The organism is Caballeronia sp. PC1, assembly GCF_021353155.1.
Classification (GTDB): domain Bacteria; phylum Pseudomonadota; class Gammaproteobacteria; order Burkholderiales; family Burkholderiaceae; genus Caballeronia; species Caballeronia cordobensis.
This window is the reverse complement of record NZ_JAJUBH010000003.1, coordinates 692,013-712,597: the sequence shown is the minus strand read 5'-3', so window position 1 is coordinate 712,597 and position 20,585 is coordinate 692,013. Positions and strand designations below refer to the sequence as shown.

The following is a 20,585-nucleotide window of genomic DNA, read 5'->3' as shown; positions in this document are numbered from 1 at the left end:
AGGCGATGTCAGTGGCAATACAGATCGTTTTGCGCGTTGAACATCTCGAACGCGAGTTGTGTCGCCTGATCTTCGCGCACGGTCGACAGCCAGCGTTGCCGCCGCCAGTCCTGCACCGTGCGTTCGATGAACGCCGCGCCTTCGATATCGCCGCCGCGCGCCGCGATGTAGGCCGGCGCGGGATCGAGCGTGCCCGGCAAGCTGCGGTAATACGCCCAGTCCGGCTGCTTCAGCAGTTTGCGGATGGCAAGCTCGTCGTCGACGAGCGCGGCGCACTCGCCTGCCTGGAACGCCAGCAACGCATCGAGCGGACGGTCGTACTCGCGCACATTCGCCCGCGCGCGGCGCGCGGCGTCCCGCGCGAACGGACTGCCGCGCGATGCGCACACCGTGCCGCCCGCGAGATCACGCCACGCCTGCACCGTGCCATGGCGCAGCACGAGCGCCATGCCGTGGCCGGACGCGTAGGCCGTCGGCGCATAGGCGAGCGCGCGGTCGTCGGCGAAACCGTGTCCCGTGATCGCGATGTCCGCCTTGGTTGCGTCCGATACATCGCGCGATCCGGCGAGCACAAACGTGACCGGCAAACCCACGCGCCGCCCGATGTCTTGCGCCAGCGCCGCCGCGAAGCCATCCGGCACGCGCGCGAAACGATCGACCTTGCCGACGTTGAGCGTCGGCGCGGGACGCGACGGCACCGCGACGATCAACGCGCCGCGCGCGACCGCGGCGGCGAACGGGCGGTCATCCTCACGATCCCGGATGGACAGCGACGAGAGCGCCACGCATAGCATCGAAAGCGCTGCAAGCCCGCGCAGCCGCCCACCGGATGAGCGCGCCGCCGCGAATGCGCTCCTAGCCATTCTGCGCAAGCCCGACGCGCCAGCGCAAAAGACGCCGCTCCAGCAGCGACAGGCTCTTGTTGATCAGCAGCCCGAAGAGCGCGAGCAGCACGATGCCCGCGTACATGTCGGGAATCTGGAACGTCTCCTGCGAGTTGAGCGTGTAGAAGCCGAGCCCCGAGCGCGCGCCGATCATCTCGGCCGCGACCAGCGCCGTGATGCTGTAGGCGCCCGCGAGACGGATGCCGGTCAGGATTTCGGGCAGCGCGGCGGGCAGCACGACCTTCGCGAAGATGAATCCTTGTGACGCGCCCATCGAACGCGCGCAATCGATGAACACGCGCTCGACCTGCTTCACGCCCGAGATCGTATTGAGCAGCACCGGCCAGAACGCGGCCCAGACGATGATGGCGATCTTCGACGATTCGCCGATGCCGAGAAACAGCATGAACACGGGAAACAGCGCGAACGCCGAGACTTGCCGCAACAACTGGTAAAGCGGATCGACGATGCGTTCGGCGCGCCGGAACCAGCCGAGCGCGAAGCCGCAGACGACGCCGCCCGCGACGGCCAGCAGCAGGCCGCTGATCGAGCGCAGCGCGCTTGCGCCGAGATGCTTCCACACGTCGCCGCCATCGACCAGCCGGGCGATGGCGAGCGCGACTTGCGACGGCGGACTGAGATACGCCGTGCTCACGATGCCAAGACGCGGCAACAACTCCCACAGCGCCGCGAACGCGATCAGCGCGATGGAACGCTCGAAGGCGATCGACCAGCGCAGGCGGCGCCTGAGCGCGTCGTCGCGTTTTGCCGCCGCCGCGAACATCGGAAGACTGCGAATGCTTTCTTGCTCTGCCACGTCACGCTCCTGTCAGTGATTCGGCGATGTCTTCGCGCGATGCGCCCAGCTCCGAACTCAGGCTCGCCCACGCGCGCTGCCGCAAGGCGACGAACGCGGCGTCATGCCGTATCGATGCGGGACGCGGACGCGGCAGATCGACCTCGATGATCTCCTTCACGCGGCCCGGCCTGCGCCCCACGACCGCGACGCGATCCGCGAGAAAGATCGCCTCGTCGATGCTGTGCGTGACGAACACGACCGTCTTCGCGCTCTGCTCCCAGATGCCGAGCAATTCCTGCTGCAGCGACTCGCGCGTTTGCGCATCGAGTGCGCCGAAAGGCTCGTCCATCAGCAGGATTTCGGGACCGTAGGCGAGCACGCGCGCGATGGCCACGCGCTGCCGCATGCCGCCCGATAACTGGTGCGGATAGTGATCGGCGAAATCGAGCAGGCCGACGAGACGCAGAAAACGTTCGGCCTCGCTGCGCCGCTGCGCGCGCTTCACGCCGCGAATTTCAAGACCGGTCTCGACGTTCTTGCGCACCGTGCGCCACGGAAACAGCGCATAGCCCTGAAAGACGAAGCCGAGCTTGCGGCGCGCGGCGCTCACCGGTTCGCCATCGACGGTGAGCGTGCCGGATGTCGGCGGCGTCAGGCCCGCGAGCAGATTGAGAAAGGTCGACTTGCCGCAGCCGCTCGGGCCGAGCACCGCGAGAAATTCGCCTTCGCGCACGCTCAGATCGAAGCCTTCGAGCACCGTCTGGCTCGATTCCGTCGATTCGTTGACATAGGTGAGCGACAGATCCCGCGCGACGATCTTCTCTCGCACGCTCATGACGGATTCGCCTTCGCCGGCGCGGCGGCGCTCGCCGTCGCCTGCTTCGCGGCAAACACGTTGTAGTCGTTCGTGTAGACGTCCTGAACCGCGACCTTGCCCTTCGGAATCTTGCCCGCCTGTTCCAGTATGTCGATGTAATACTGGATCGGCGGCTCGGTCACGACGAGATCCTTCACGTAGGCATAACGCTCGACCAGCTTCACGTCGATGCCAAGCCGCTCCGCCGTCAACTGGCGCGCTTCGTCCGGATGCGCGTTGACCCAGTTGCCCGCGCGCGCGATGGCCGTGACGAAATCCTTGACCGCCTGCGGATGCGCGCGCGCGAACGCGCCGTTCACGCTGTACGGCGCCATGCCGCCGAGCCCGTGGTCTTCGTCCCAGTCGCTCCAGAGCTTGTGCAGTTGCGCATCGGCTTCGGCCGCGCCGGAAAACGGCGGATGAATGATGGCGATATCCACGTTCTTCGTGACGAGCGCCTGCTGCGACTGGTTATCCGGCACGACAAGCCAGTTGACCTTCGACACATCGACGCCATGCTGCGACAGATACTTCTTCGTGACGAACTCCGCGCACGCACCGAAGCTGTTGAACGCAACCGTCTTGCCTTCGAAGTCCTTCGGCGCGCGAATGCCCGAGTCCTTGCGCGTGAAGTACTTCATATGCGGCGCGTCGGGCAGGGTCTCGCCGCCCGCCGAGATCACCTTGATATCCGCGCCGCTCGCGATGGCCGAGATGACGAGCGGCACCATGCGCGTGCCGAAATCGATCTCGCCGGTGCCGACGAGCGGAATGATCTGCGGTGCGGAGATCTTGCCGACGTACTTCGGCCGCGTGCTGGTGCCTTCGAAATAGCCGAGCTTGTCGGCGAGATAGACGAGATCGAACGCGGGGTTGTCGGGATACTTGAAGTACGTCACTTCCTGCTGCGCGCGAGGCGAGGCTTGCGTCGCGGAAGTATCGGCCGGCGCTTCATGCGGCTTGCAGCCGCCCAGCAGAACGAGCGTTGCGGCGGCCGCGCAGGCGGCGTAGAAACGATATGCGGTAGACGCCTTCATGAGATCGAATGATGAGCGGAACGTTGATTGATCCGGCGCTGCCGTGCGGGCAGCGCCATGCGCTCATCATTCTCACGCCAGCTTTGGGGCGATCAAACGAAGGAAAAGTGCTTAGCTGACGCGCTGAAAAGTAAAAAGCATTTCAATTGCCGATCTTATCGCGCAACGCTGCAAGCGACGCGCGCTGCTTGCCGTTCGTATCGAAGTTATCGTCGGCGAGCCAGCGCTCGAATGCGCTCCGGATGCGCGGCCAGTCTTTGTCGATGATCGCGTACCACGCCGTATCGCGATTGCGTCCCTTGTAGACGATCGCTTGCCTGAAGATGCCTTCGAATTCGAAGCCGAGCCGCAGCGCCGTCTTGCGCGAGGGCGCATTCAGGCTATCGCACTTCCATTCGTAGCGCCGGTAGCCGAGCTGGTCGAACGCGTAGCGCATCAGCAGATACTGCGCTTCCGTCGAGATGCGCGTTTGCTTGAGCAAGGGCGAGAACGTGACGCTTCCCACTTCGATGACGCCATGCGCCGGCTCGATGCGCATCAGCGCGAGCGTGCCGACCGCCTTGCCGTTCTTCGTATCGATGACGGTGTAATGCAGCGGATCGGCGGACGCCGCGGCCTTCGTCAGATAGTCGCGAAAGGCGTCGAAATCGGTGAAGGGCCCGACGAAGAGATAAGTCCAGTCGCTGCCGTCCGACGCCTTGCCATAGGCATCGAAGAGATCGGCCGCGTGACGCTGTGCGTCGAGCGGTTCGAGGCGGCAATGCGTGCCGTCGATGCCGATGCGCGCGGGCCGCTCGCGCGCGGTCCACCCGGCCACCGGTTCCCCGATGGCCTGCTGATATTCGTTGGTTCGCGTCATGCGTCACGGACTCCGGTTGCGTGAGAGGGGCGTCGCGGCATTAGACCGTATAACCGCGCGATCTAGCATACAGGACGCTCGATTGCCGATCGTTGAGCACGCTCTCATACAACGCGAGATAGGACGCGACCATCGCATCGCGATTGAAGCGCGCGGCGTAGTCGCGCAAACGCTGATGCACGCCCGGATCGCCGAGCAGCGCAACCGCTTCATGCAGCTTGCCGATGATCGTCTCGGGCCGCGCCATCTCGAACACGAGATTCGTGCGCGGCTCGATGACTTCGGGAATGCCGCCGGTGTCCGCGGCCACGACAGGCACGCCGTGGGAATACGCTTCCACGGTCACGCGTCCGAACGGCTCGTTCCAGATCGACGGCACCACGAGCACGTCGATCATGCCGTAGAACTCGTCGGACTTGACCCGGCCCAGATACTCGACGCGCGGATCGTCGTATTTCGCCTTGAGGGCGCGCAGATAAGCCGCATCGCCCGCGCCGCCGACCGCGAGCGTCCACTGCAGCGTATCGTCGGCGAGCAGTTGTTCGAGCAGGAGTTCGAGCCCTTTCTCCTGCGACACGCGCCCGAGCACGCCGAGCCGCACGGGACCGCCTTCGTACCGGCGCGTGCGCGGCGAGACCGCGGAGCCTTCGTATGGCTCGGCGCAGTTATGGATGACGGCCGTGTGCGCCGCCTGCTGGAAGTAGCCGCTATCCAGATGCTTCTGCAGCGCGAAACGGCTCACGCCGACGGCAACCGACACGCGCGAAGACGCCGCCCGCTTCGGAATCGCATAGACCGAGCAGACGCCGCACTGACGCGTGCACGGTTTGCCGCGCGTGTACATGAGCGCGTTGGGGCACATCAGATAATAGTCGCGCACGGTATGCACGATCGGCACGCCGGCCTGGTTCGCGAGACGCCAGATATCGATGGACAGGCACGACAGATTGCTCGTGCTGATGACGTCCGGCTTTTCGCTCTCGATGATGCTATGAAGCTTGCGCGACATCATCACGTTATGCACGTCGATGGCATGCCAGATGAGCTTCGCGACGCGACCGCGCTTCTGCCGCTGATGCGGCCAATACAGATTCACCGAACGCAGACGGTGAATCTTCACGCCATTCATTTCCTCCACGCGATCGACGCCGGTGCCGGTCGCGCAGACCACGCACACGTCCATGCCCGCCTTGACCAGCCCTTCCGCGAGCAATCGCGTCGATACCTCGGCCCCTCCGGGTTCATCCGGAAAGTAGAGTGTGTTCGCTATGAGTATCTTCACGAATTCCCCGTTTGATGCCGCGCCCCTTGCTATTGTCTCCAAAGCGGCGCGACTGGGGCGTGACAGTCGGCTGCTACGACGGCTCGTTGAAAAAACGCATGAAGGTACGCGCTCCAGCGATGTGCGTTGATCGCTTATCAGTCTAGAACGCTACGATAGCCTTGGAAAGCCAGAGCGATGGAAGCAATCCTCATACTTGACGACCGTCTGAGTGACTAACTATTTAAGTACTGCACTTTTCATCGCACAGTTGATTGAACCACGTTCAGCGATGTTATGGCGACACTGAAAATTGAAACAAGCGTATCGCTTGTATCGGTCAAAAATGGAGTCAAACGTGCGATAACTTCAAATAAGTTCTGTGTGTTGGTTAGCGCACAATGCTTCGGGGCGTAGTGCTTTATTCTGTATGACCAATTCTTTTAGCAGCGTCATTCACGGCTTCCAGCAAGTCGTCTGGATGAACCATCAATTCGCGCACCAGGCGTAACGCCGGGTATTGGCCGAGTGTCGCCGCCCATTGAGGCGACACCAGCAATGCGTCCCACACCGCTTCGAGATCCTGCGGGTCCGCGAGTCTGCTCGCATAGTTCAGGCTTGCCGGCGCGGTCATGAGACGCATGCGGCCCGCCGCGCCGAGCAGGCGAAAGGCGGCGGCGTCGGAGGCATCGCAGCAGTAGAGCACTGTCTGTTCCAGCGCGGCTTCATCGGTGCGCAGCGCGCTCAGCGACGCGCCGCGAACCTGCACCGTGCCTTCACGCGTCTCGAATGCGTAACAGGCGTTTTCGTTGGCGCGGGACAACAGGCGCAGTCCGCGCAGCAAGCGCGCGAAGTCGGTTGTGGCGGCATCGGCGGAAGCCTTGGCTTCGACCAGCAGGCATACATCCCAGCAAGGTGTCGCTTCGTGCGTGCCCGCGCGCCGCAGAAGCACCGCGTCCCATTCGGTTTTCGCGCGCGCGTGGCCGGCGGCGAGCGAAGCCGGCACGCGCATCGATGTGACGACACGGTATGCGGCCGGCGATCCGTCCGCTTTGTCAAGGCATTGCGCCAGCGCTTTCAAGGCGCGTTCAGCCGATGCCTCCGAGTCCGCGCCGCGCCGCTGCGCCGTGACGCCATCCGCCACGGCTTCCGCGCTGCCAGAGCGAGGCCCGTTTCGATCCCGCAACGACCGATACCGCCGCACGCCTTCATCCGACTCCAGTGTCTCGGCATGCAGCAGGCGTCCCAGCGCAGCGCTGTCGCGCAACTGCGCCAAAGCGTGCAGCAATGACACATCGCTTGCAATTTCTGGCATGGCCGAGATGCAATGGATCGTGTCGCGAAGTTCGGATGCCGATACAGTGGATGCCGCATCGAAGAGCCGCGCCAGCGCTTCGCGTTGCGCACCCGACTGCATGCGCGTCTGTTTGCGCGGATGCGCGATTGCGACGATGGCCGCGCGAACCGCTCGACGATCCTGCGCGGCCTGTTCCGACAACGCCGCATACTCGCGCACCTGTGCTGCCTGTTGGCGAAGCACCACAGCCTGAAACGCCGGATCGCCTGCATCCGGGCGCATTGCGTCGCGAATCATGTGCGCGAGCGCTTCGACGAAGCGGCGCTTCGAGGCCGCCTCGGGCGCGACGCCGCTTTCGATTGCCTTGCGAGCCTCTTCGATCGCGAGCGCGAGCGCCGTCGATGGATTCGCGTCCTGCATCCGGGATACGATCGCATCGAGCGGCGGCAGCCGATAGCGGCGTGTGACGGCGCGCAGCGTTTCGACGAGCAGCCGGGGCGGCGACGTGGGCGACATTACGTTTTCCTGTCGTTCGTATTCGTTCTCGTATGGATGACGGCGGATCGCCCGTAACGATGGCTTCCGTACGGACATCGACATTAGCGTGTCGTCTAATCATTTGGCAAAAAGAATTGGCCGATAGCAACATGCGTGTGATGGCGAGAAGACGATTCATTTACCTGACGGCGGCCGCGTGCCTCGTCGGAACGGCAGGCGTGTTCGCATCGCGCGAGCGCAAGCGCGAGGAAGCGCACGAAGGCGAACTCGCCGATGGCGTCGCCTATGGCGCGTTGCGCCGTCAACGGCTCGACGTCTACGCGCCCGCCTCGCATGGCGCGGCGAATCGTCCGGTCGTCGTGTATTTCTATGGCGGCGGCTGGCAAAGCGGTCATCGCTCGGATGCGCGCGGCGTCGCGCAGGCGCTCGCGGCGCACGGCATCGTGACCATCGCGCCGGATTACCGCATCTATCCGGACACCGTTTTCCCCGGCTTTCTCGATGACCCCGCCGCTGCCGTGCGCTGGGCGCGCCTTCATGCGCGGGAGTTCGGCGGCGATCCGCGGCGCATCTTCGTGATGGGGCATTCGTCCGGCGCGCACATTGCCGCGATGCTCGCGACCGATCCGCGCTATCTGGCCGCGCAGGGCATGTCGAAGCAGGCGCTGGCGGGCATGATCGGCCTCGCGGGCCCCTACGCCGCCTTCCAGACCACCGACCCGCACATGGACGAGATCTTTCCGGCGGCGTTGCGCCCGCGTGCGTTGCCGATCGCGTGCATTACCGGCGACGAACCGCCGATGCTGCTCGCCGCCGGCACCGCGGATACCGATGTCGATCCGCGCAACAGCGTGCGTTTCGCGGACGCGTTGCGCGCGCATCACGACAGCGTCGAACTGAAAAGCTATGCGGGTTACGGGCACGACACGATCGTCGAAGCGTTTTCGGCGAAGCAGTCCGCCGCCGCGCCGGTGGTCGCCGACGTGGTCGCCTTCATCGACGCGCACGGAGCGCGCTGAACGGGCTCATATAATGAGGTCTCGTGCCCGTCGCCCCTTTTCTCATGCTCGTTCGTGCGCTAACCCCTGAAGACGCGTGGTGGTTCCAGTCGTTGAGGCTTTCGGCGCTGACGCTATCGCCCGCTTCGTTCGCGTCGACTTACGAGGACGAAAAGAACCGCTCTCTCGATGATGTCGCCGCACGGATAGCGCACACGGAGAATCAGGCGGTCTTCGGCGCGTTCGTGGAAGACCGGCTGGCCGGCATCGTAGGCGTGCGGCGCGATCCTTTCCCGCAGCAGCGGCACAAGGCGCGCGTGTGGGGCATGTATGTCGCGCCGGGCCATCGTGGCATGGGCGTGAGCAGGATGCTGCTCGAAAACGCCATCGGCTTTGCGAAGCACATGCCGGAAGTGACGCAGGTGCATCTGGCGGTCGCGGCGACCAACGACGTCGCTATCCGGCTTTATCGGTCATTCGGCTTCGAGGAGATAGACCGCGAAGCCAGTTCGATCTTCGCGGACGACGCGCCCGACGACGTTCTGAACATGTGCCTGCACCTCATGCACTCGCGCTGATCAGGCGGCGCGGTCGCCCTGCGCTATCGTGTGCACGTTCGACGCATAGACCCATTCGCGCGCCTGACGCGCGATGAGATCCGTGAACGCGGGCGGACCGCTGCAATAAACCTGCGTGTTCGCGCGCGCCGGACTCATGGCATGCGCGCTTTTCTCGGCGTAAAGCTCGTGCGGCAGGTCGAAGTAGTGATAGACCGCTCCGTGACTGCGAAGCGCGTCGATTTCATCGTGCAACGGCGCGTGCTCGCCGGATCGCGCGAAGTTATGCAGTTCGAATCGTTGTCCCGCCAACGCAAGCCGCCTCGCAATTCCGACGATCGACGCCGCGCCCGTCCCGCCCGCGAAAAGAATGGCGCGCGCGCTGCGATCGGACATCGCCCGCGTGCTGTCCAGCGTGGCAAATAGCGTGTTGGGATTCAGGTTGTCGCGCATGTCTTCTCCGATGAATCGAGCCTCTTGTGCAATCGAAAGATGATTCGATGAACGAATCGGCGTTGGGCATGGGTCGAGATTAGGGCGGACGGAAATCGCGGGCAAGGACCGATGCCGCATATCAGTCATATCGTCACGCCGATAAACTCGGCGTCGAAAGCGCTCTTTTTGGCGGTTGCTTAAAAATAGAACGCTCACAAAGCCGCATTTCGGGATCAAATTCCGCTCAGACTCATCTCAAAATAAACATACCGCCCGGTCGGTTTATTAATAGAATGGCTGCTCGTTGACAAGACCAGCGCCCGCGAGCCCTGGCGACCGGACGAGACATTCGTCGCGACCATCCATCTTTTTCGGAGACAAATGCATGGACGAGCAGCAGTTGGAGCAGATTCGCCTACATCCCGACTTCAGACGCCTCGTCGCGACCAAGACGCGGCTCGCCTGGACGCTCACCGCCGTCATGCTGACGGCCTATTTCAGCTTCGTACTCCTCCTCGCGTTTTCTCCTTCGACGCTCGCGCTGCGCATCGGCGCGGGCACCGTGACGCTGGGCATTCCCGTGGCCGTCGCGTTCATCCTGCTCGCCATTGCACTGACCGCCGTCTACGTCCTGAAGGCCAACGGCTCGGTCGACGCGCTGAACGAATCCCTGAAGGAGCAGCACGCATGAAGAAGTCTTTTCCGACGATTTCCGCCGCGCTCGCGACGTTCGCCCTGACGGTCCAGCCCGCCTTCGCCGCCGAAGCGCTGCAAGGCGCGGTCAGCGCGCGCCCGCTCAACTGGAGCGCGATCTCGATGTTCTTCGTCTTCGTGCTCCTGACGCTCGGCATCACGCGCTGGGCCGCGAAGCGCACCCGCTCCGCCTCCGATTTCTACGCGGCCGGCGGCGGGCTCACCGGCTTTCAGAACGGACTCGCGATCGCGGGCGACATGGTCTCGGCGGCCTCGTTTCTCGGCATCTCCGCGATGATCTTCGACAAGGGCTACGACGGCATGATCTACGCGCTCGGCGTCGTCGCGGGCTGGCCGATCATCCTCTTTCTCATCGCCGAACGGCTGCGCAATCTCGGCAAATACACCTTCGCCGATGTCGTCTCGTACCGGCTCGCGCAACGCCCTGTGCGCATCGTCGCCGCGTGCGGCACGCTGACGGTGGCGATCATGTACCTCGTCGCGCAGATGGTGGGCGCGGGCAAGCTCATCCAGCTTCTCTTCGGCACGAGCTATCTGTCGGCGGTCATGCTGGTGGGCTGTCTGATGGTGCTGTACGTCATGTTCGGCGGCATGCTGGCCACGACGTGGGTGCAGATCATCAAGGCGGCGCTGCTGCTCGGCGGCGCGACCTTCATGGCCTTCATGGTGCTCGCCTACTTCGGCTTCGATCTCGAAGCGCTGTTCTCCGGCGCGGTCAATGCGCACGCGAAGGGCCAGTCGATCATGGCGCCGGGCGGCCTCGTGTCGAATCCGGTGGATGCGGTCTCGCTCGCCGTCGGCATGATGTTCGGCACGGCCGGTCTGCCGCACATCCTGATGCGCTTCTTCACCGTGGCCAACGCGAAAGAGGCGCGCAAGTCGGTGCTCTACGCGACGGGTTTCATCGGCTACTTCTATCTGCTGATTCTGCTGCTCGGCTTCGGCGCGATCGTGATCGTCGGCACCAACGGCGATTTCCACGACACGGCGGGCAAGATCATCGGCGGCAGCAACATGGTCGCCGTGCATCTCGCGGGCGCGGTGGGCGGCAACCTGTTCCTCGGCTTCATTTCGGCGGTGGCGTTCGCGACCGTGCTCGCGGTGGTCGCGGGCCTCGCGCTCTCGGGTGCGTCCGCGGTGTCTCACGATCTGTACGCGAATGCCTTCCGCAAGGGCGACGTCAGCGAAGCGAAGGAAATTCGCGTCTCGAAGATCGCCACGCTCGTGATCGGCGTGCTGGCGATTCTGCTCGGCCTCATCTTCGAGCATCAGAACATCGCGTTCCTGTCCGGCCTCGTGCTGGCGATCGCGGCATCGGCGAACTTCCCGGTCTTGTTCCTCTCGATGTTCTGGAAGGGACTCACGACGCGCGGCGCGGTGGCGGGCAGTCTCACCGGCTTGCTGTCGGCGATCGTGCTGCTCGTGCTCGGCCCGACCGTCTGGGTGCAGATCCTCAAGCACGATCACGCGATCTTCCCGTATGCGAACCCCGCCCTCTTCTCGATGACGCTGGCGTTCGCATCCGCGTGGCTGTTCTCGGTGCTCGACACGTCGGCACGCGGTCAGCGCGAGCAGCAGCTTTACGTCGGCCAGTTCATCCGCTCGATGACCGGCATCGGCGCGGCGCGCGCGACCAACAAGCACTGATGCGGTAACGGCGTGAAAGTCCGGGCCGTCACCCGGCCCGGACGGACGCTCAGATATCCCCGATCCTGAACGGCAGTTCGAAATTGCCGCCGCTGTTGATCAATTCCACGTACTCGAGATACCGCGACTGCGCGAGGTTCTGCACGGCCACCAGATTGCCGGGCAAGGGCGCCTGCAATTCGTTCGGCAGAATGTCCTGCATGAGTTGCCGGTACAGCGCGCGCGCCGCCGGAGCGTGTTCGCGGTTATCGAGTTCGAGCTGGCCGCGCTCGGTCGCGTAATCGTAGTATTCGAGATCGCTCTTGCCGGTGATCGTCGTGGTCTGCGGCGCCCAGTGCGAATACGTGCCGAGCTTGCCTTGATCGGTTCTCACGCCGATGATGTGCGAGGCCGACTGATTGAAGTTCAGCGACTCCGGCACGGTTTCATCCGACGCGAACACCACATATGGGCGGCCCGGCGCGGCGGCGCTCTTCAACATCGGCATCAGGTCGTGACGACTGCCGTAGAGCTGCGCATAGTCTCCGGTCAGCCAGCTTCGATCGCCGCCATTGCCGATGGTGGCGAACATCGGCAAGAGATCGACCGATGAAGTCAGCCCGCTGCGAACGGTGTCGATATCGCCGTTGTACTGCCCTGTCGGATCGACCACGATCAGGGGTACGTTGAAGGCCTCCTCGTAACACGTTCCAGTCTTGCCCGAAATCAGCCCGTGAGCGCCCGCGTAGTCGCCATGATCCGACGTGAGCACGACGATGGTCTTCTTCGCGACGGCAGGCGGCAAAGCACCGACGACCTCGCCGATTTTCTCGTCCACGATCGACATGATCTGCGTATAGGAATCGAGACCGCGCTTCCAGTAGTGAAACGGCGCCTTGGCGATGCCTTTCGTCTCGGCCGGCGGCGGATAGCCCGGCGTAGCCGGATAGGCCGAGATTTCGAAGCCCGCGTCGCGCGTGTCCTGCACGCCGCCCCACACGGCTTCCTGAATCGTGCGGTTGAAGGTTTGCATCGGCGGCTTGTTCGCGGCCAGTGTCGAACCCGATTCCCAGTTCGGCGCAGTCGACGGATAGCCCAGCGGCGGCGGATTGCGCAACGGATTGAATTCCCAGTTATATGCAGGTGGCCCTGCGGTGTAATCGATCCACTGGCTATAGCCGTTCGGGTTGTATCGATTCGAGCCGAACAGCGCGGTAAAGCGCTTGAACTCCGTGCCCGCGGGAAAGAACTCCTTGTCGTGCGGATTGATGAAGCCCACCGTGAGGCACCAGGGCGTATCGCCCGGCTTGCGTTGCTGAAGGTAATGGACCGCCTGCGCCGCGATATTCGTGTCGCTGAGATACCCGTCGCCCGGATCGCCGATCGTGCCTTGCAGGTTGCTGCCGGTCGGGTCGGGATACGTCATGCCCTCGAAGCCATAGAGCGACAGCGGGCGCTGGCCTTTATGCACGATCGACAAATGCCATTTGCCGATGTACGGCGTGACATAACCCTGCGACTGAAGGATCTTGCCGTAAGTCGGAAAAGCACGATCGAGCACAGGCTGTATCGAGACGCGTGTATCGGGCGAATCGAGAATCGTCGTGAGCAGCCAGTTCTGATGCGTATAAAGACCCGTGACGAGCGTCGCGCGCGCCGGGCTGCATGCGGACGCTGCCGTGTAATGCCCTGAAAACTTGACGCCCTTGCGCCAGAGGTCGAACGTGTTCGGCATATACGTCTTGAGAAAGCCGCGCACATCGGTGATGCCGTCCGGAAAGACCCGGGGAAACCGCATTTCGTCGAGAAGGATGAAGAGGATATTGGGTTTGCCGCTCTCGGCGCCTTGCGCCGTGACATGTGTCGCCGCCAGCGCCGCGCCGACCGCCGATGTCTTCTTGATGAACGCTCGTCTGTCCATGATTTGCTATCCTAAGTAAATTGAGTGGGGGCTCTTTTTTAAGTTGCGGCTTTTCGACACTGGCGGTTGAGCCGGTCAAAACCATCGACCGGTCGTTTTTTTATTGGAAGGCCTGTCGCGAAAGCCAAACTAAGGATAGGCGAAACCAGGAACGAGTCGAGGCTCAATTCATTTCACGGCATGTCGTTCGAATAGCCGCCGACGTCGCTTGAAAACGGGCAAACGTTTGCGATCCTATGTGTTCGTCGTTTTCGCATCGGATAGCGAAGTGAAGTGCGCGTTGTCACAAAAGGTACATACAGAAACCTTAGCTTCCTCTGTTTCTTCATACCTCGACCCGCGTCGCCATGCAGCCAGCTTTTTCGCGTTTCCGCCGTTCCCCCGGTCAAAGAGATCTACGTACCGCGGCAGACCTGTGCCAGGAGGTGCCGTTCGTCGATGCGGAAGATTCCAACTCGTTGGTGATGGAACTCTTCTCGGCGCGTCGCGACATGGGCAGCCTCGCGGTCATCGAAGGTCTTCGACCCATCGGCCTCATCAATCGCGATATCTTCATGTCGGAAATGAGCAAGCCGTTTCATCGCGAGCTCTACGACAAGAAAAGCTGCATCGCATTCATGGACAAGGAGCCGCTGATCGTGGATGCGGACGTGAGCATCGAATCGCTCGCATTCAGAACCGTGGAGGCGGGCGAGAAAGCGCTCGTCGATGGTTTCATCGTGACGCGCGACGGACGCTTCTCCGGCGTAGGCAGCGGCCTCGAACTCGTGGGCGCAGTGGCCGAGATGCAGGCGGAGAAGAACCGTCAGATCATGCAGAGCATCGAGTACGCCAGCGTGATCCAGCGCGCGATGCTGCGCGCTTCCGACGAAACCCTCTCGGCGCGGTTGCAGGGCGCCGCGATGGTCTGGGAGCCGCGCGACGTGGTCGGCGGCGACTTCTATCATTTCGCCGCCTTCGCGCATGGCTGGTTCGGCGCGCTCGCCGATTGCACGGGTCACGGCGTGCCCGGCGCGTTCATGACCTTGCTTGCTTCGGCTTCGCTCTCGAAGGCGCTCGAACAGATGGGTCCACGCGATCCGGCCGCGCTGCTTGCGGCCGTCAATCGCAACGTCAAGGGCCTGTTGGGCCAAGTGAACAATGCGGCGGGCGGCCCTCAGTCCAACGACGGTCTGGACACCGCGTTCTTCTGGTTCGATGCGGCGGAGAATGCGTTGCATTTCGCCGGCGCGAGAATCGCGCTGCATGTCCTTTTGCCCGGCGCGGAGCAGTTCGACACCATCGCGGCCGATCGCATGGGCGTGGGTTATATCGACAGCCGCGCGGACTACGCGTGGAACCTGCACACGGTGGCGCTGCCGCCGGGCAGCCTGATCTTCATTTGCACCGACGGGCTGACCGATCAGATCGGCGGCCCGCGCAGCATTTCCTTCGGCCGCCGCCGCGCGCTCGACGTGATTCGCGAGCATCGCGCGGAAGCCGCCTCGACGATCTGCGAGCGTCTTCGGCTGACGCTCGCCGAATGGCAAAGCGTGCAGCCGCGCCGCGATGACGTCACGTTCTTTTGTGCCCGTATCTAGTCACCTCACATGCCTCAACTACTCGATCAAGACAGCGCCTTTTTCGATCTGGCGCAGCGACGCAACGTGCTCTTCTATCACAAGGGCTATTTCTCGAACAACATCGTCGCGGCGATGGGCGAGGTCGTGAAACTGCAACTCGAAGTCGCCGGCGTGAGCGGCCCCACGCGTCGCAAGCTCTTTTCGTCGTTCGTCGAACTGTCGCAGAACATCGTTCATTACTCGTCGAATGCGTTGCAGCCCGGCGGCGAAGGGTCCGGCGCCATACGCGAGGGCGCCGTGTGCATCTCGAAGGACGGTGAGCGTCACGTCATGCTGTGCGTCAATCCCATGGCGACTTCCGAAGTCGAGAGCCTGCGCAACAAGCTCGAACCGCTGCGCAACATGTCGCTCGAAGAAATCAGGCAGGCGTACAAGCACTCGTTGCGCGCCGACGCGCCGGAAGACAGCAAGGGCGCGGGCCTCGGCTTTCTGACGATGGCGCGCGATGCGAGCGCGCCGCTCGAATTCGCTTTTCATCCGCGTGCGGACGAACCCGCCACCACGCTGTTTTGCCTCATGGCCATCATCTAAGCAGGAAGGCACGAATCATGGATAACCTTCACATTGCCGCCACGACGACATCGCCTGAGGTCGATTTTCGCTTCGACGAACATGCGCTGCTGATCAAGGGCGAGTCGTACCCCGAGAATGCGGCGGCGTTTTATGCGCCCGTTATCGAGCAGTTGCGCAAGTATCTCGAAGGCAGCGCGGGCGCGGTCATCACCATCGACGTCGCTCTGACGTACTTCAACAGCTCCAGCACCAAGATGCTCTTCAGCATCTTCGACGCGCTCGACGAGGCGGCACAGTCGGGCAGCCGCGTGCTCTTGAACTGGTATCACGACGAGGAAGACGAGACCATCGCGGAATTCGGCGAGGAACTGAAAGCCGATTTCGACGCCATCGAGTTCACGGATCGTCCTGTCGCTCATCAGGGACGGTAAAGTGCCTTCGACATTCTCCCGAGACGTAGGGCCGGACGCCGCGCCGGATCTGTTCGAGAACGAGAGCGCGGCGCTGCGCAAGGCGCGCGCCATGCACGCGAGCGCCGACGCGAACGCCGCGCACTATCGTCAGTCGCTGGGGGAGCTCATCGATCATTTCGAGCGGCTGATGCGTGAAACACGGCGGCTGATCGGCCGCAGCGACCGCGCCGAACGCGAGATGCAGGCGCTTGCGCATCAACTGGCGCACCGGGCGTCGCACGATGCGCTGACGGGCGTGCTGAACCGCAGCGCGGTCATCGAGCGGGCCAGCAAGACGCTGCGCAGCACGAACGCGGCGATGATTGTCCTCGACATCGACGAGTTCAAACGCATCAACGACGACTTCGGCCATCCGACGGGCGATGCGGTCATTCTTGGCGTCGTCGATTGCCTGCGGCGCATCGTCGGCGAACGGGGTTTCATCGGGCGCGTGGGCGGCGAGGAGTTCACGGTGATGCTGCCGGACCATGATCCGGCGAGCGCCGCGCTGCTTGCCGAACGCATGCGGGAAGCCATCGCCGAATCGCTGGTCGTGCCGCCGGTCGATCGAAGCATCACGGCCAGCTTCGGCGTCAGCAACAACGTAGCCGGAACCGGCTTCGACGCGGCGTATGGCCTGGCCGATGCGGCGCTGTATCGCGCCAAGCGAGGCGGACGCAACCGCGTGGAATTCGCCGACCGATAGCGTTTGTCGATCCGCCGCGGCGCTCAAGCGTCGAACAGACGGCTGTTTCGGCGGCTTCTTGCGGCATTGATTCTGGCCCGCCCTGCGCATACTCAAGTCCGGCAGATTGTTCCACGCAACGCCTCTCCGACCGGACCACGCACATGTCTTTCCTCGAATTCATCGGCACGCTGGTATTTGTCGCTGTCGTATCGCTCGCTTTGGTGGCGGTGCTGGATATCTTCCTGCCGCGCCCGGCGAAGATTCTGGGCGCGAAGCGCTCGCCCGAACAGCTGCGCGCACGCGAGCTGGCGAGAGCGAACGCGCGTGCGCGTTCTTCCCGCAACTCCTGACGCGAGAGCCTTGGGCGAGCCTCCCGGCACGCGCGACGAAGCAGTTACGTGCAAATCGTAAAAGGCCTTGCGACTCGCCTGCGCCGGACTAAAGTCGTAAGTGTCCGAGATGCATCCGATACCGTCATGCTTTTCTATCATCATGGAGCCGCTGTGCATCCGTCCGCGGTGCGGATCGGGAACGCGTTTGTCGCGCGCGTGATCGTTCGGCGGAAAGAGGGCGAGGTCAACTCGCTGGGCAACCTTGGCATCTTCGCGAGCCGGGCCGCGGCCGTGCAGTTCGCGATCCGCTCAGGGATGGCCTTCGTCGACGATCGCCCCCTGCCCGCTGCGCCGTTTCAACGATCCGATCCGTATGCGCAGGAGCATTAGGGTCCGGTCTCGAGCAGACGCTTCAGCCGCGTCACCGCCTCGTCCGATTCGGACTGGATCGCGCCCTTCAGCGCAATCTGGTTCAAGAGCGCGAACCACAGCGAAGACGCGCGATAGGTGAATTCGCGGACGAAGCGGGTTCCGTTCGCTTCCGGCGCGAGCGTGTATGTGACGGTTCCGGCGGCGCGCCCGTCGATCACGCCGTCGATCGACCATCTCGCGGGATAGGTTCTGACGCTAACCGTCCATACGACGCGCCCGCGTCTGCCCGCCACGCGGAACTCTTCGACGACCTGCTCGCCCACACCGAGCGAATGACCGGTCTCTCCTTGAACCGACAACGACGAAGGATGCCATTGCGGCCAGTGCGCCGGCGTCGTGACGAACTCGAACACGGCCGCGGGCGCGCGCTGGATCACGACGACGCTCACGATTCGCGTATCCGGCAACGTGCCGCGCGGCAATGGAACGAAGAGCACGGCCACGACGACAATCCCCGCCGCCAGGACCACGAAGAGCCACCGGGCGCGTGTCGTCATGATCGTCGGGCTCCGCAAAGGGCAGGACCATTCGATTCTACGCAGACTACGATTCGCGGATGAAACTGGAGACGATCATGGAATTCGAGTACCAGCAGTTTCGCATCGACGCATCCTGTCTCGAGGAAGGCGGACACTACTACGCCCGCGCGAAAATCTTCCGGCAATCTTCGAAGGACGACACGCCCAGCGAAGTGAAATGGTCCGGCGACATCGGCGACTATCGCAGCGACGCCGATGCCGTCGAAGCCGCCCGGCAATGGGCGCTCAAATGGTGCGACGCCAACCGGCACTGAAGCCGCAGCGCCGCCGCGCTAAACCCGCGCGAGCACGAAATCGAAGCGCGCGGCCTTCAGATCGCCGCCGTCATCGATCGTCATCAGCAAGCGGCGATCGAATAGCCCATCGCGCGCATTGCGCTGCTCGCCGGGAAAATACAGTTGCGTGGTCAGGACCGCCCCGTTGGGCGGCTGCACCGTGACATGAAAGTGGCGCGTGCGGCCCGGATACGGCCCCGGCACGATGGTTTCCAGCCGGTAGCGTCCCTCGCTGTCCGCGAATTGATGCCCGCGCAGCCGGAACCCGTCGACGTCGTAATCACCGGCGTCGTCGGCGTGCCAGAAATCGAGCAAGGCGCCCGCCACCGCCTTGCATCCTGACGACCACACGCGTCCGCTCAGAACAATCTTCGTTCCGCCGATGCCCGGCTCCAGCAGCGATACGCGCTGCGGCGAGTTCGGCAGAAAGAACGGGCCGGCCGTCTGACGCCGCGTCGGTTCATGTCCGTCGATGCACGCGGGTGTCGGCGGCATGGCGTTGGCCTCTGCGCCATTCGCGCGCCCGAAGGCCAGCAGCAGCAACGTCGACGGCACCGCGCAGGACTTGCGGAGAAAATCGCGCCGTCCCGGGCTTGCACTTCGTATCCGCATCATGGCCGCTCCTTGCTTCCGCTCGTCCGAACTGCGTCTCGATATGGTAAGCCGGAACGCCCACGCCGCGATCCGCCGTTGCATTTATTTATACGGCCATATAATATCTCTTCCGAATCCACACGGATCTACTTTCGGAAGGGACGAGATCATGAGCAGAACACTTCGCGTCGGCGTGATCGGCGGCGGAATCGGCGGCGTGGCATTGACGGGCGCGCTTGCGCGGCAAGGCATCGAGGTGCGTCTTTTCGAGCGCGCGAGCGTGTTCGGCGATGTCGGCGCGGGCATTCAGATGACGCCCAATGCGGTGAAGGTGCTGAACGCCCTGGGCGTCGGCGACGCATTGCGCGAAGCCGCGTTCGTGCCGCAGGCGATCGTCGGGCGCAACTGGGAGACGGCGCGCGAGAACTTCCGCATTCCGCTCGCATCGGAATGCCAGGCGCTGTATGGCGCGCCGTTTTATCACGTGCATCGCGCGGACCTGCATCGCATTCTGACGACGCTCGTCCCCGCCGGCGCGGCGCGTCTTTCGACGAGCTGCATCGACGTGCGGCAGGAAGCGGGTTCGGCCGTCGCCGTGTTCGACGACGGCAGCGAGTTCGAGGCGGATCTGATCGTCGGTGCGGACGGCGTGCGCTCCATCGTGCGCACGAAGCTGTTCGGCGAGGAGGCGCCGCGCTTCACCGGCAACATGTGCTTTCGCGCGGTCGTGCCCTTCGACGAGATGCCGGCGTTCGTCAGTCCGGATTCGTCGTTCTGGCTCGGGCCGCATGCGCATGTCGTCACGTATTACGTGCGTGGCGGTGCGGCGGTGAACATCGTCGCGGTGGCGGAGACGCAAAGCTGGGTCGAGGAATCGTGGAATGCGAAAAGCAGCCGCGACGAACTGCTCGCGACGTTCGAGGGCTGGCATCCGAATCTGCAGCGACTGTTCGAGCGCGCGGATTCGGTCTTCAAGTGGGGCTTGTTCGACCGCGATCCTATGCGCACCTGGTCCCGCGGCAACGTCACGCTGCTCGGCGATGCCGCGCATCCGATGTTGCCGTTTCTCTCGCAAGGCGCGGCGATGGCGATCGAGGATGGCTACGTGCTCGCGCGTTCGCTGGGTGCGCATGGCGGGGATATCGCGAGTGCGTTGCGCGATTACGAAGCCGAGCGCTTGCCGCGCACGAGCCGCGTGCAGCTCGAATCGCGCGAGCGTGGCAAGACGTATCACTTGCCGAGCGCGTTCGCGCAGAGAAAGCGCGATCTCATCTACAAGTTCAAGTCGTATCTGAATCCGCAGGCGTCGGGCATTCAGGCGAACTGGGTCTATGCGTACAACGCGACCGATTTCGCGCCGCGCGCGGCGGTGTCCAACGTTTCCCTGGAGGTTTGA

At 63.5% G+C, this 20,585-nt stretch carries 22 protein-coding genes and 1 pseudogene; 12 read left to right on the top strand and 11 right to left on the bottom strand.

The window, feature by feature from the left end; all coding sequences use genetic code 11:
- Positions 1-8 precede the first annotated feature (8 nt).
- The 7 genes and pseudogenes from LY284_RS27930 to LY284_RS27900 form a co-directional block, all read right to left on the bottom strand.
- The gene (locus LY284_RS27930) at positions 9-863 is read right to left on the bottom strand and encodes a transporter substrate-binding domain-containing protein (RefSeq protein WP_233389419.1); all 855 of its coding nucleotides are present in this window, start codon (positions 861-863) and stop codon (positions 9-11) included.
- Positions 856-1,668: an ABC transporter permease gene (locus tag LY284_RS27925; RefSeq protein ID WP_053572126.1), complete on the bottom strand. Its 813-nt coding sequence runs from the start codon at positions 1,666-1,668 to the stop codon at positions 856-858. The genes LY284_RS27930 and LY284_RS27925 overlap by 8 nt, the downstream gene beginning before the upstream one ends.
- Positions 1,669-1,702: 34 nt before the next feature.
- Positions 1,703-2,518 (bottom strand): ABC transporter ATP-binding protein, encoded by an 816-nt coding sequence (locus LY284_RS27920; RefSeq protein ID WP_233389417.1) that lies wholly within the window; start codon positions 2,516-2,518, stop codon positions 1,703-1,705.
- Positions 2,515-3,576: an ABC transporter substrate-binding protein gene (locus LY284_RS27915; protein WP_045461839.1), complete on the bottom strand. Its 1,062-nt coding sequence runs from the start codon at positions 3,574-3,576 to the stop codon at positions 2,515-2,517. The genes LY284_RS27920 and LY284_RS27915 overlap by 4 nt, the downstream gene beginning before the upstream one ends.
- Before the next feature lie 160 nt (positions 3,577-3,736).
- Positions 3,737-4,435 (bottom strand): annotated as a pseudogene (locus LY284_RS27910) (GNAT family N-acetyltransferase); the annotation flags it as partial.
- A gap of 40 nt (positions 4,436-4,475) precedes the next feature.
- Positions 4,476-5,717 carry a glycosyltransferase family 4 protein gene (locus LY284_RS27905; RefSeq protein ID WP_014252875.1) on the bottom strand — a complete coding sequence of 414 codons (1,242 nt, stop codon included), beginning with the start codon at positions 5,715-5,717 and terminating at the stop codon, positions 4,476-4,478.
- 400 nt (positions 5,718-6,117) lie between these two features.
- Positions 6,118-7,509 carry a 3-deoxy-D-arabino-heptulosonate 7-phosphate synthase gene (locus LY284_RS27900; protein ID WP_233389415.1) on the bottom strand — a complete coding sequence of 464 codons (1,392 nt, stop codon included), beginning with the start codon at positions 7,507-7,509 and terminating at the stop codon, positions 6,118-6,120.
- Between the two features lie 140 nt (positions 7,510-7,649).
- Here LY284_RS27900 and LY284_RS27895 point away from each other — a divergent pair, with 140 nt between their 5' ends.
- Both LY284_RS27895 and LY284_RS27890 read left to right on the top strand, forming a co-directional pair.
- A complete protein-coding gene (locus tag LY284_RS27895) occupies positions 7,650-8,510 on the top strand; it encodes an alpha/beta hydrolase (protein WP_233389413.1) in 861 nt (286 codons plus the stop codon).
- Between the two features lie 23 nt (positions 8,511-8,533).
- Complete coding sequence (locus LY284_RS27890; protein WP_233389411.1) at positions 8,534-9,067, top strand: GNAT family N-acetyltransferase; 534 nt, start codon at positions 8,534-8,536, stop codon at positions 9,065-9,067.
- Here the strand turns inward: LY284_RS27890 and LY284_RS27885 are convergent, their stop codons facing one another.
- A complete protein-coding gene (locus LY284_RS27885) occupies positions 9,068-9,499 on the bottom strand; it encodes a hypothetical protein (RefSeq protein ID WP_233389408.1) in 432 nt (143 codons plus the stop codon).
- Positions 9,500-9,866: 367 nt separating this feature from the next.
- Between LY284_RS27885 and LY284_RS27880 the strand changes: the two genes are divergently transcribed.
- Positions 9,867-10,172 carry a DUF485 domain-containing protein gene (locus tag LY284_RS27880; protein ID WP_014252880.1) on the top strand — a complete coding sequence of 102 codons (306 nt, stop codon included), beginning with the start codon at positions 9,867-9,869 and terminating at the stop codon, positions 10,170-10,172.
- A complete protein-coding gene (locus LY284_RS27875) occupies positions 10,169-11,842 on the top strand; it encodes a cation acetate symporter (RefSeq protein ID WP_233389406.1) in 1,674 nt (557 codons plus the stop codon). The genes LY284_RS27880 and LY284_RS27875 overlap by 4 nt, the downstream gene beginning before the upstream one ends.
- Positions 11,843-11,891: 49 nt before the next feature.
- Here LY284_RS27875 and LY284_RS27870 read toward each other — a convergent pair whose 3' ends face one another.
- Positions 11,892-13,742: a sulfatase-like hydrolase/transferase gene (locus tag LY284_RS27870; RefSeq protein WP_233389404.1), complete on the bottom strand. Its 1,851-nt coding sequence runs from the start codon at positions 13,740-13,742 to the stop codon at positions 11,892-11,894.
- Positions 13,743-14,206: 464 nt separating this feature from the next.
- On the opposite strand from LY284_RS27870, the gene LY284_RS27865 reads away from it, so the two are divergent.
- The 6 genes from LY284_RS27865 (at position 14,207) to LY284_RS27840 (ending at position 17,739) form a co-directional block, all read left to right on the top strand.
- Positions 14,207-15,322, top strand: coding sequence for a SpoIIE family protein phosphatase (locus tag LY284_RS27865; protein WP_233391037.1), 1,116 nt, complete (start codon positions 14,207-14,209; stop codon positions 15,320-15,322).
- A 9-nt stretch (positions 15,323-15,331) separates the two neighbouring features.
- Positions 15,332-15,895 (top strand): SiaB family protein kinase, encoded by a 564-nt coding sequence (locus tag LY284_RS27860; protein ID WP_014252884.1) that lies wholly within the window; start codon positions 15,332-15,334, stop codon positions 15,893-15,895.
- A gap of 17 nt (positions 15,896-15,912) precedes the next feature.
- Entirely contained in the window at positions 15,913-16,308 is a 396-nt protein-coding gene (locus LY284_RS27855; protein ID WP_053571728.1) for a DUF1987 domain-containing protein, read from the top strand.
- Between the two features lies 1 nt (position 16,309).
- Complete coding sequence (locus tag LY284_RS27850) at positions 16,310-17,035, top strand: GGDEF domain-containing protein (protein WP_045461873.1); 726 nt, start codon at positions 16,310-16,312, stop codon at positions 17,033-17,035.
- A gap of 143 nt (positions 17,036-17,178) precedes the next feature.
- Positions 17,179-17,367 (top strand): hypothetical protein, encoded by a 189-nt coding sequence (locus LY284_RS27845; RefSeq protein WP_041733510.1) that lies wholly within the window; start codon positions 17,179-17,181, stop codon positions 17,365-17,367.
- Positions 17,368-17,493: 126 nt separating this feature from the next.
- On the top strand, positions 17,494-17,739 hold the full coding sequence (locus LY284_RS27840; RefSeq protein WP_014252887.1) for a hypothetical protein: 246 nt from the start codon (positions 17,494-17,496) through the stop codon (positions 17,737-17,739).
- On the opposite strand, the gene LY284_RS27835 is transcribed toward LY284_RS27840, so the two are convergent.
- Positions 17,736-18,278, bottom strand: a complete 543-nt coding sequence (locus LY284_RS27835; protein ID WP_233389402.1) for an SRPBCC family protein — start codon at positions 18,276-18,278, stop codon at positions 17,736-17,738. The genes LY284_RS27840 and LY284_RS27835 overlap by 4 nt on opposite strands.
- A gap of 77 nt (positions 18,279-18,355) precedes the next feature.
- Between LY284_RS27835 and LY284_RS27830 the strand changes: the two genes are divergently transcribed.
- Positions 18,356-18,574, top strand: a complete 219-nt coding sequence (locus LY284_RS27830) for a hypothetical protein (RefSeq protein ID WP_233389400.1) — start codon at positions 18,356-18,358, stop codon at positions 18,572-18,574.
- Positions 18,575-18,592: 18 nt separating this feature from the next.
- On the opposite strand, the gene LY284_RS27825 is transcribed toward LY284_RS27830, so the two are convergent.
- Positions 18,593-19,210 (bottom strand): intradiol ring-cleavage dioxygenase, encoded by a 618-nt coding sequence (locus LY284_RS27825; protein WP_233389398.1) that lies wholly within the window; start codon positions 19,208-19,210, stop codon positions 18,593-18,595.
- 148 nt (positions 19,211-19,358) lie between these two features.
- Here LY284_RS27825 and LY284_RS27820 point away from each other — a divergent pair, with 148 nt between their 5' ends.
- On the top strand, positions 19,359-20,585 hold the full coding sequence (locus LY284_RS27820) for an FAD-dependent monooxygenase (RefSeq protein WP_233389396.1): 1,227 nt from the start codon (positions 19,359-19,361) through the stop codon (positions 20,583-20,585).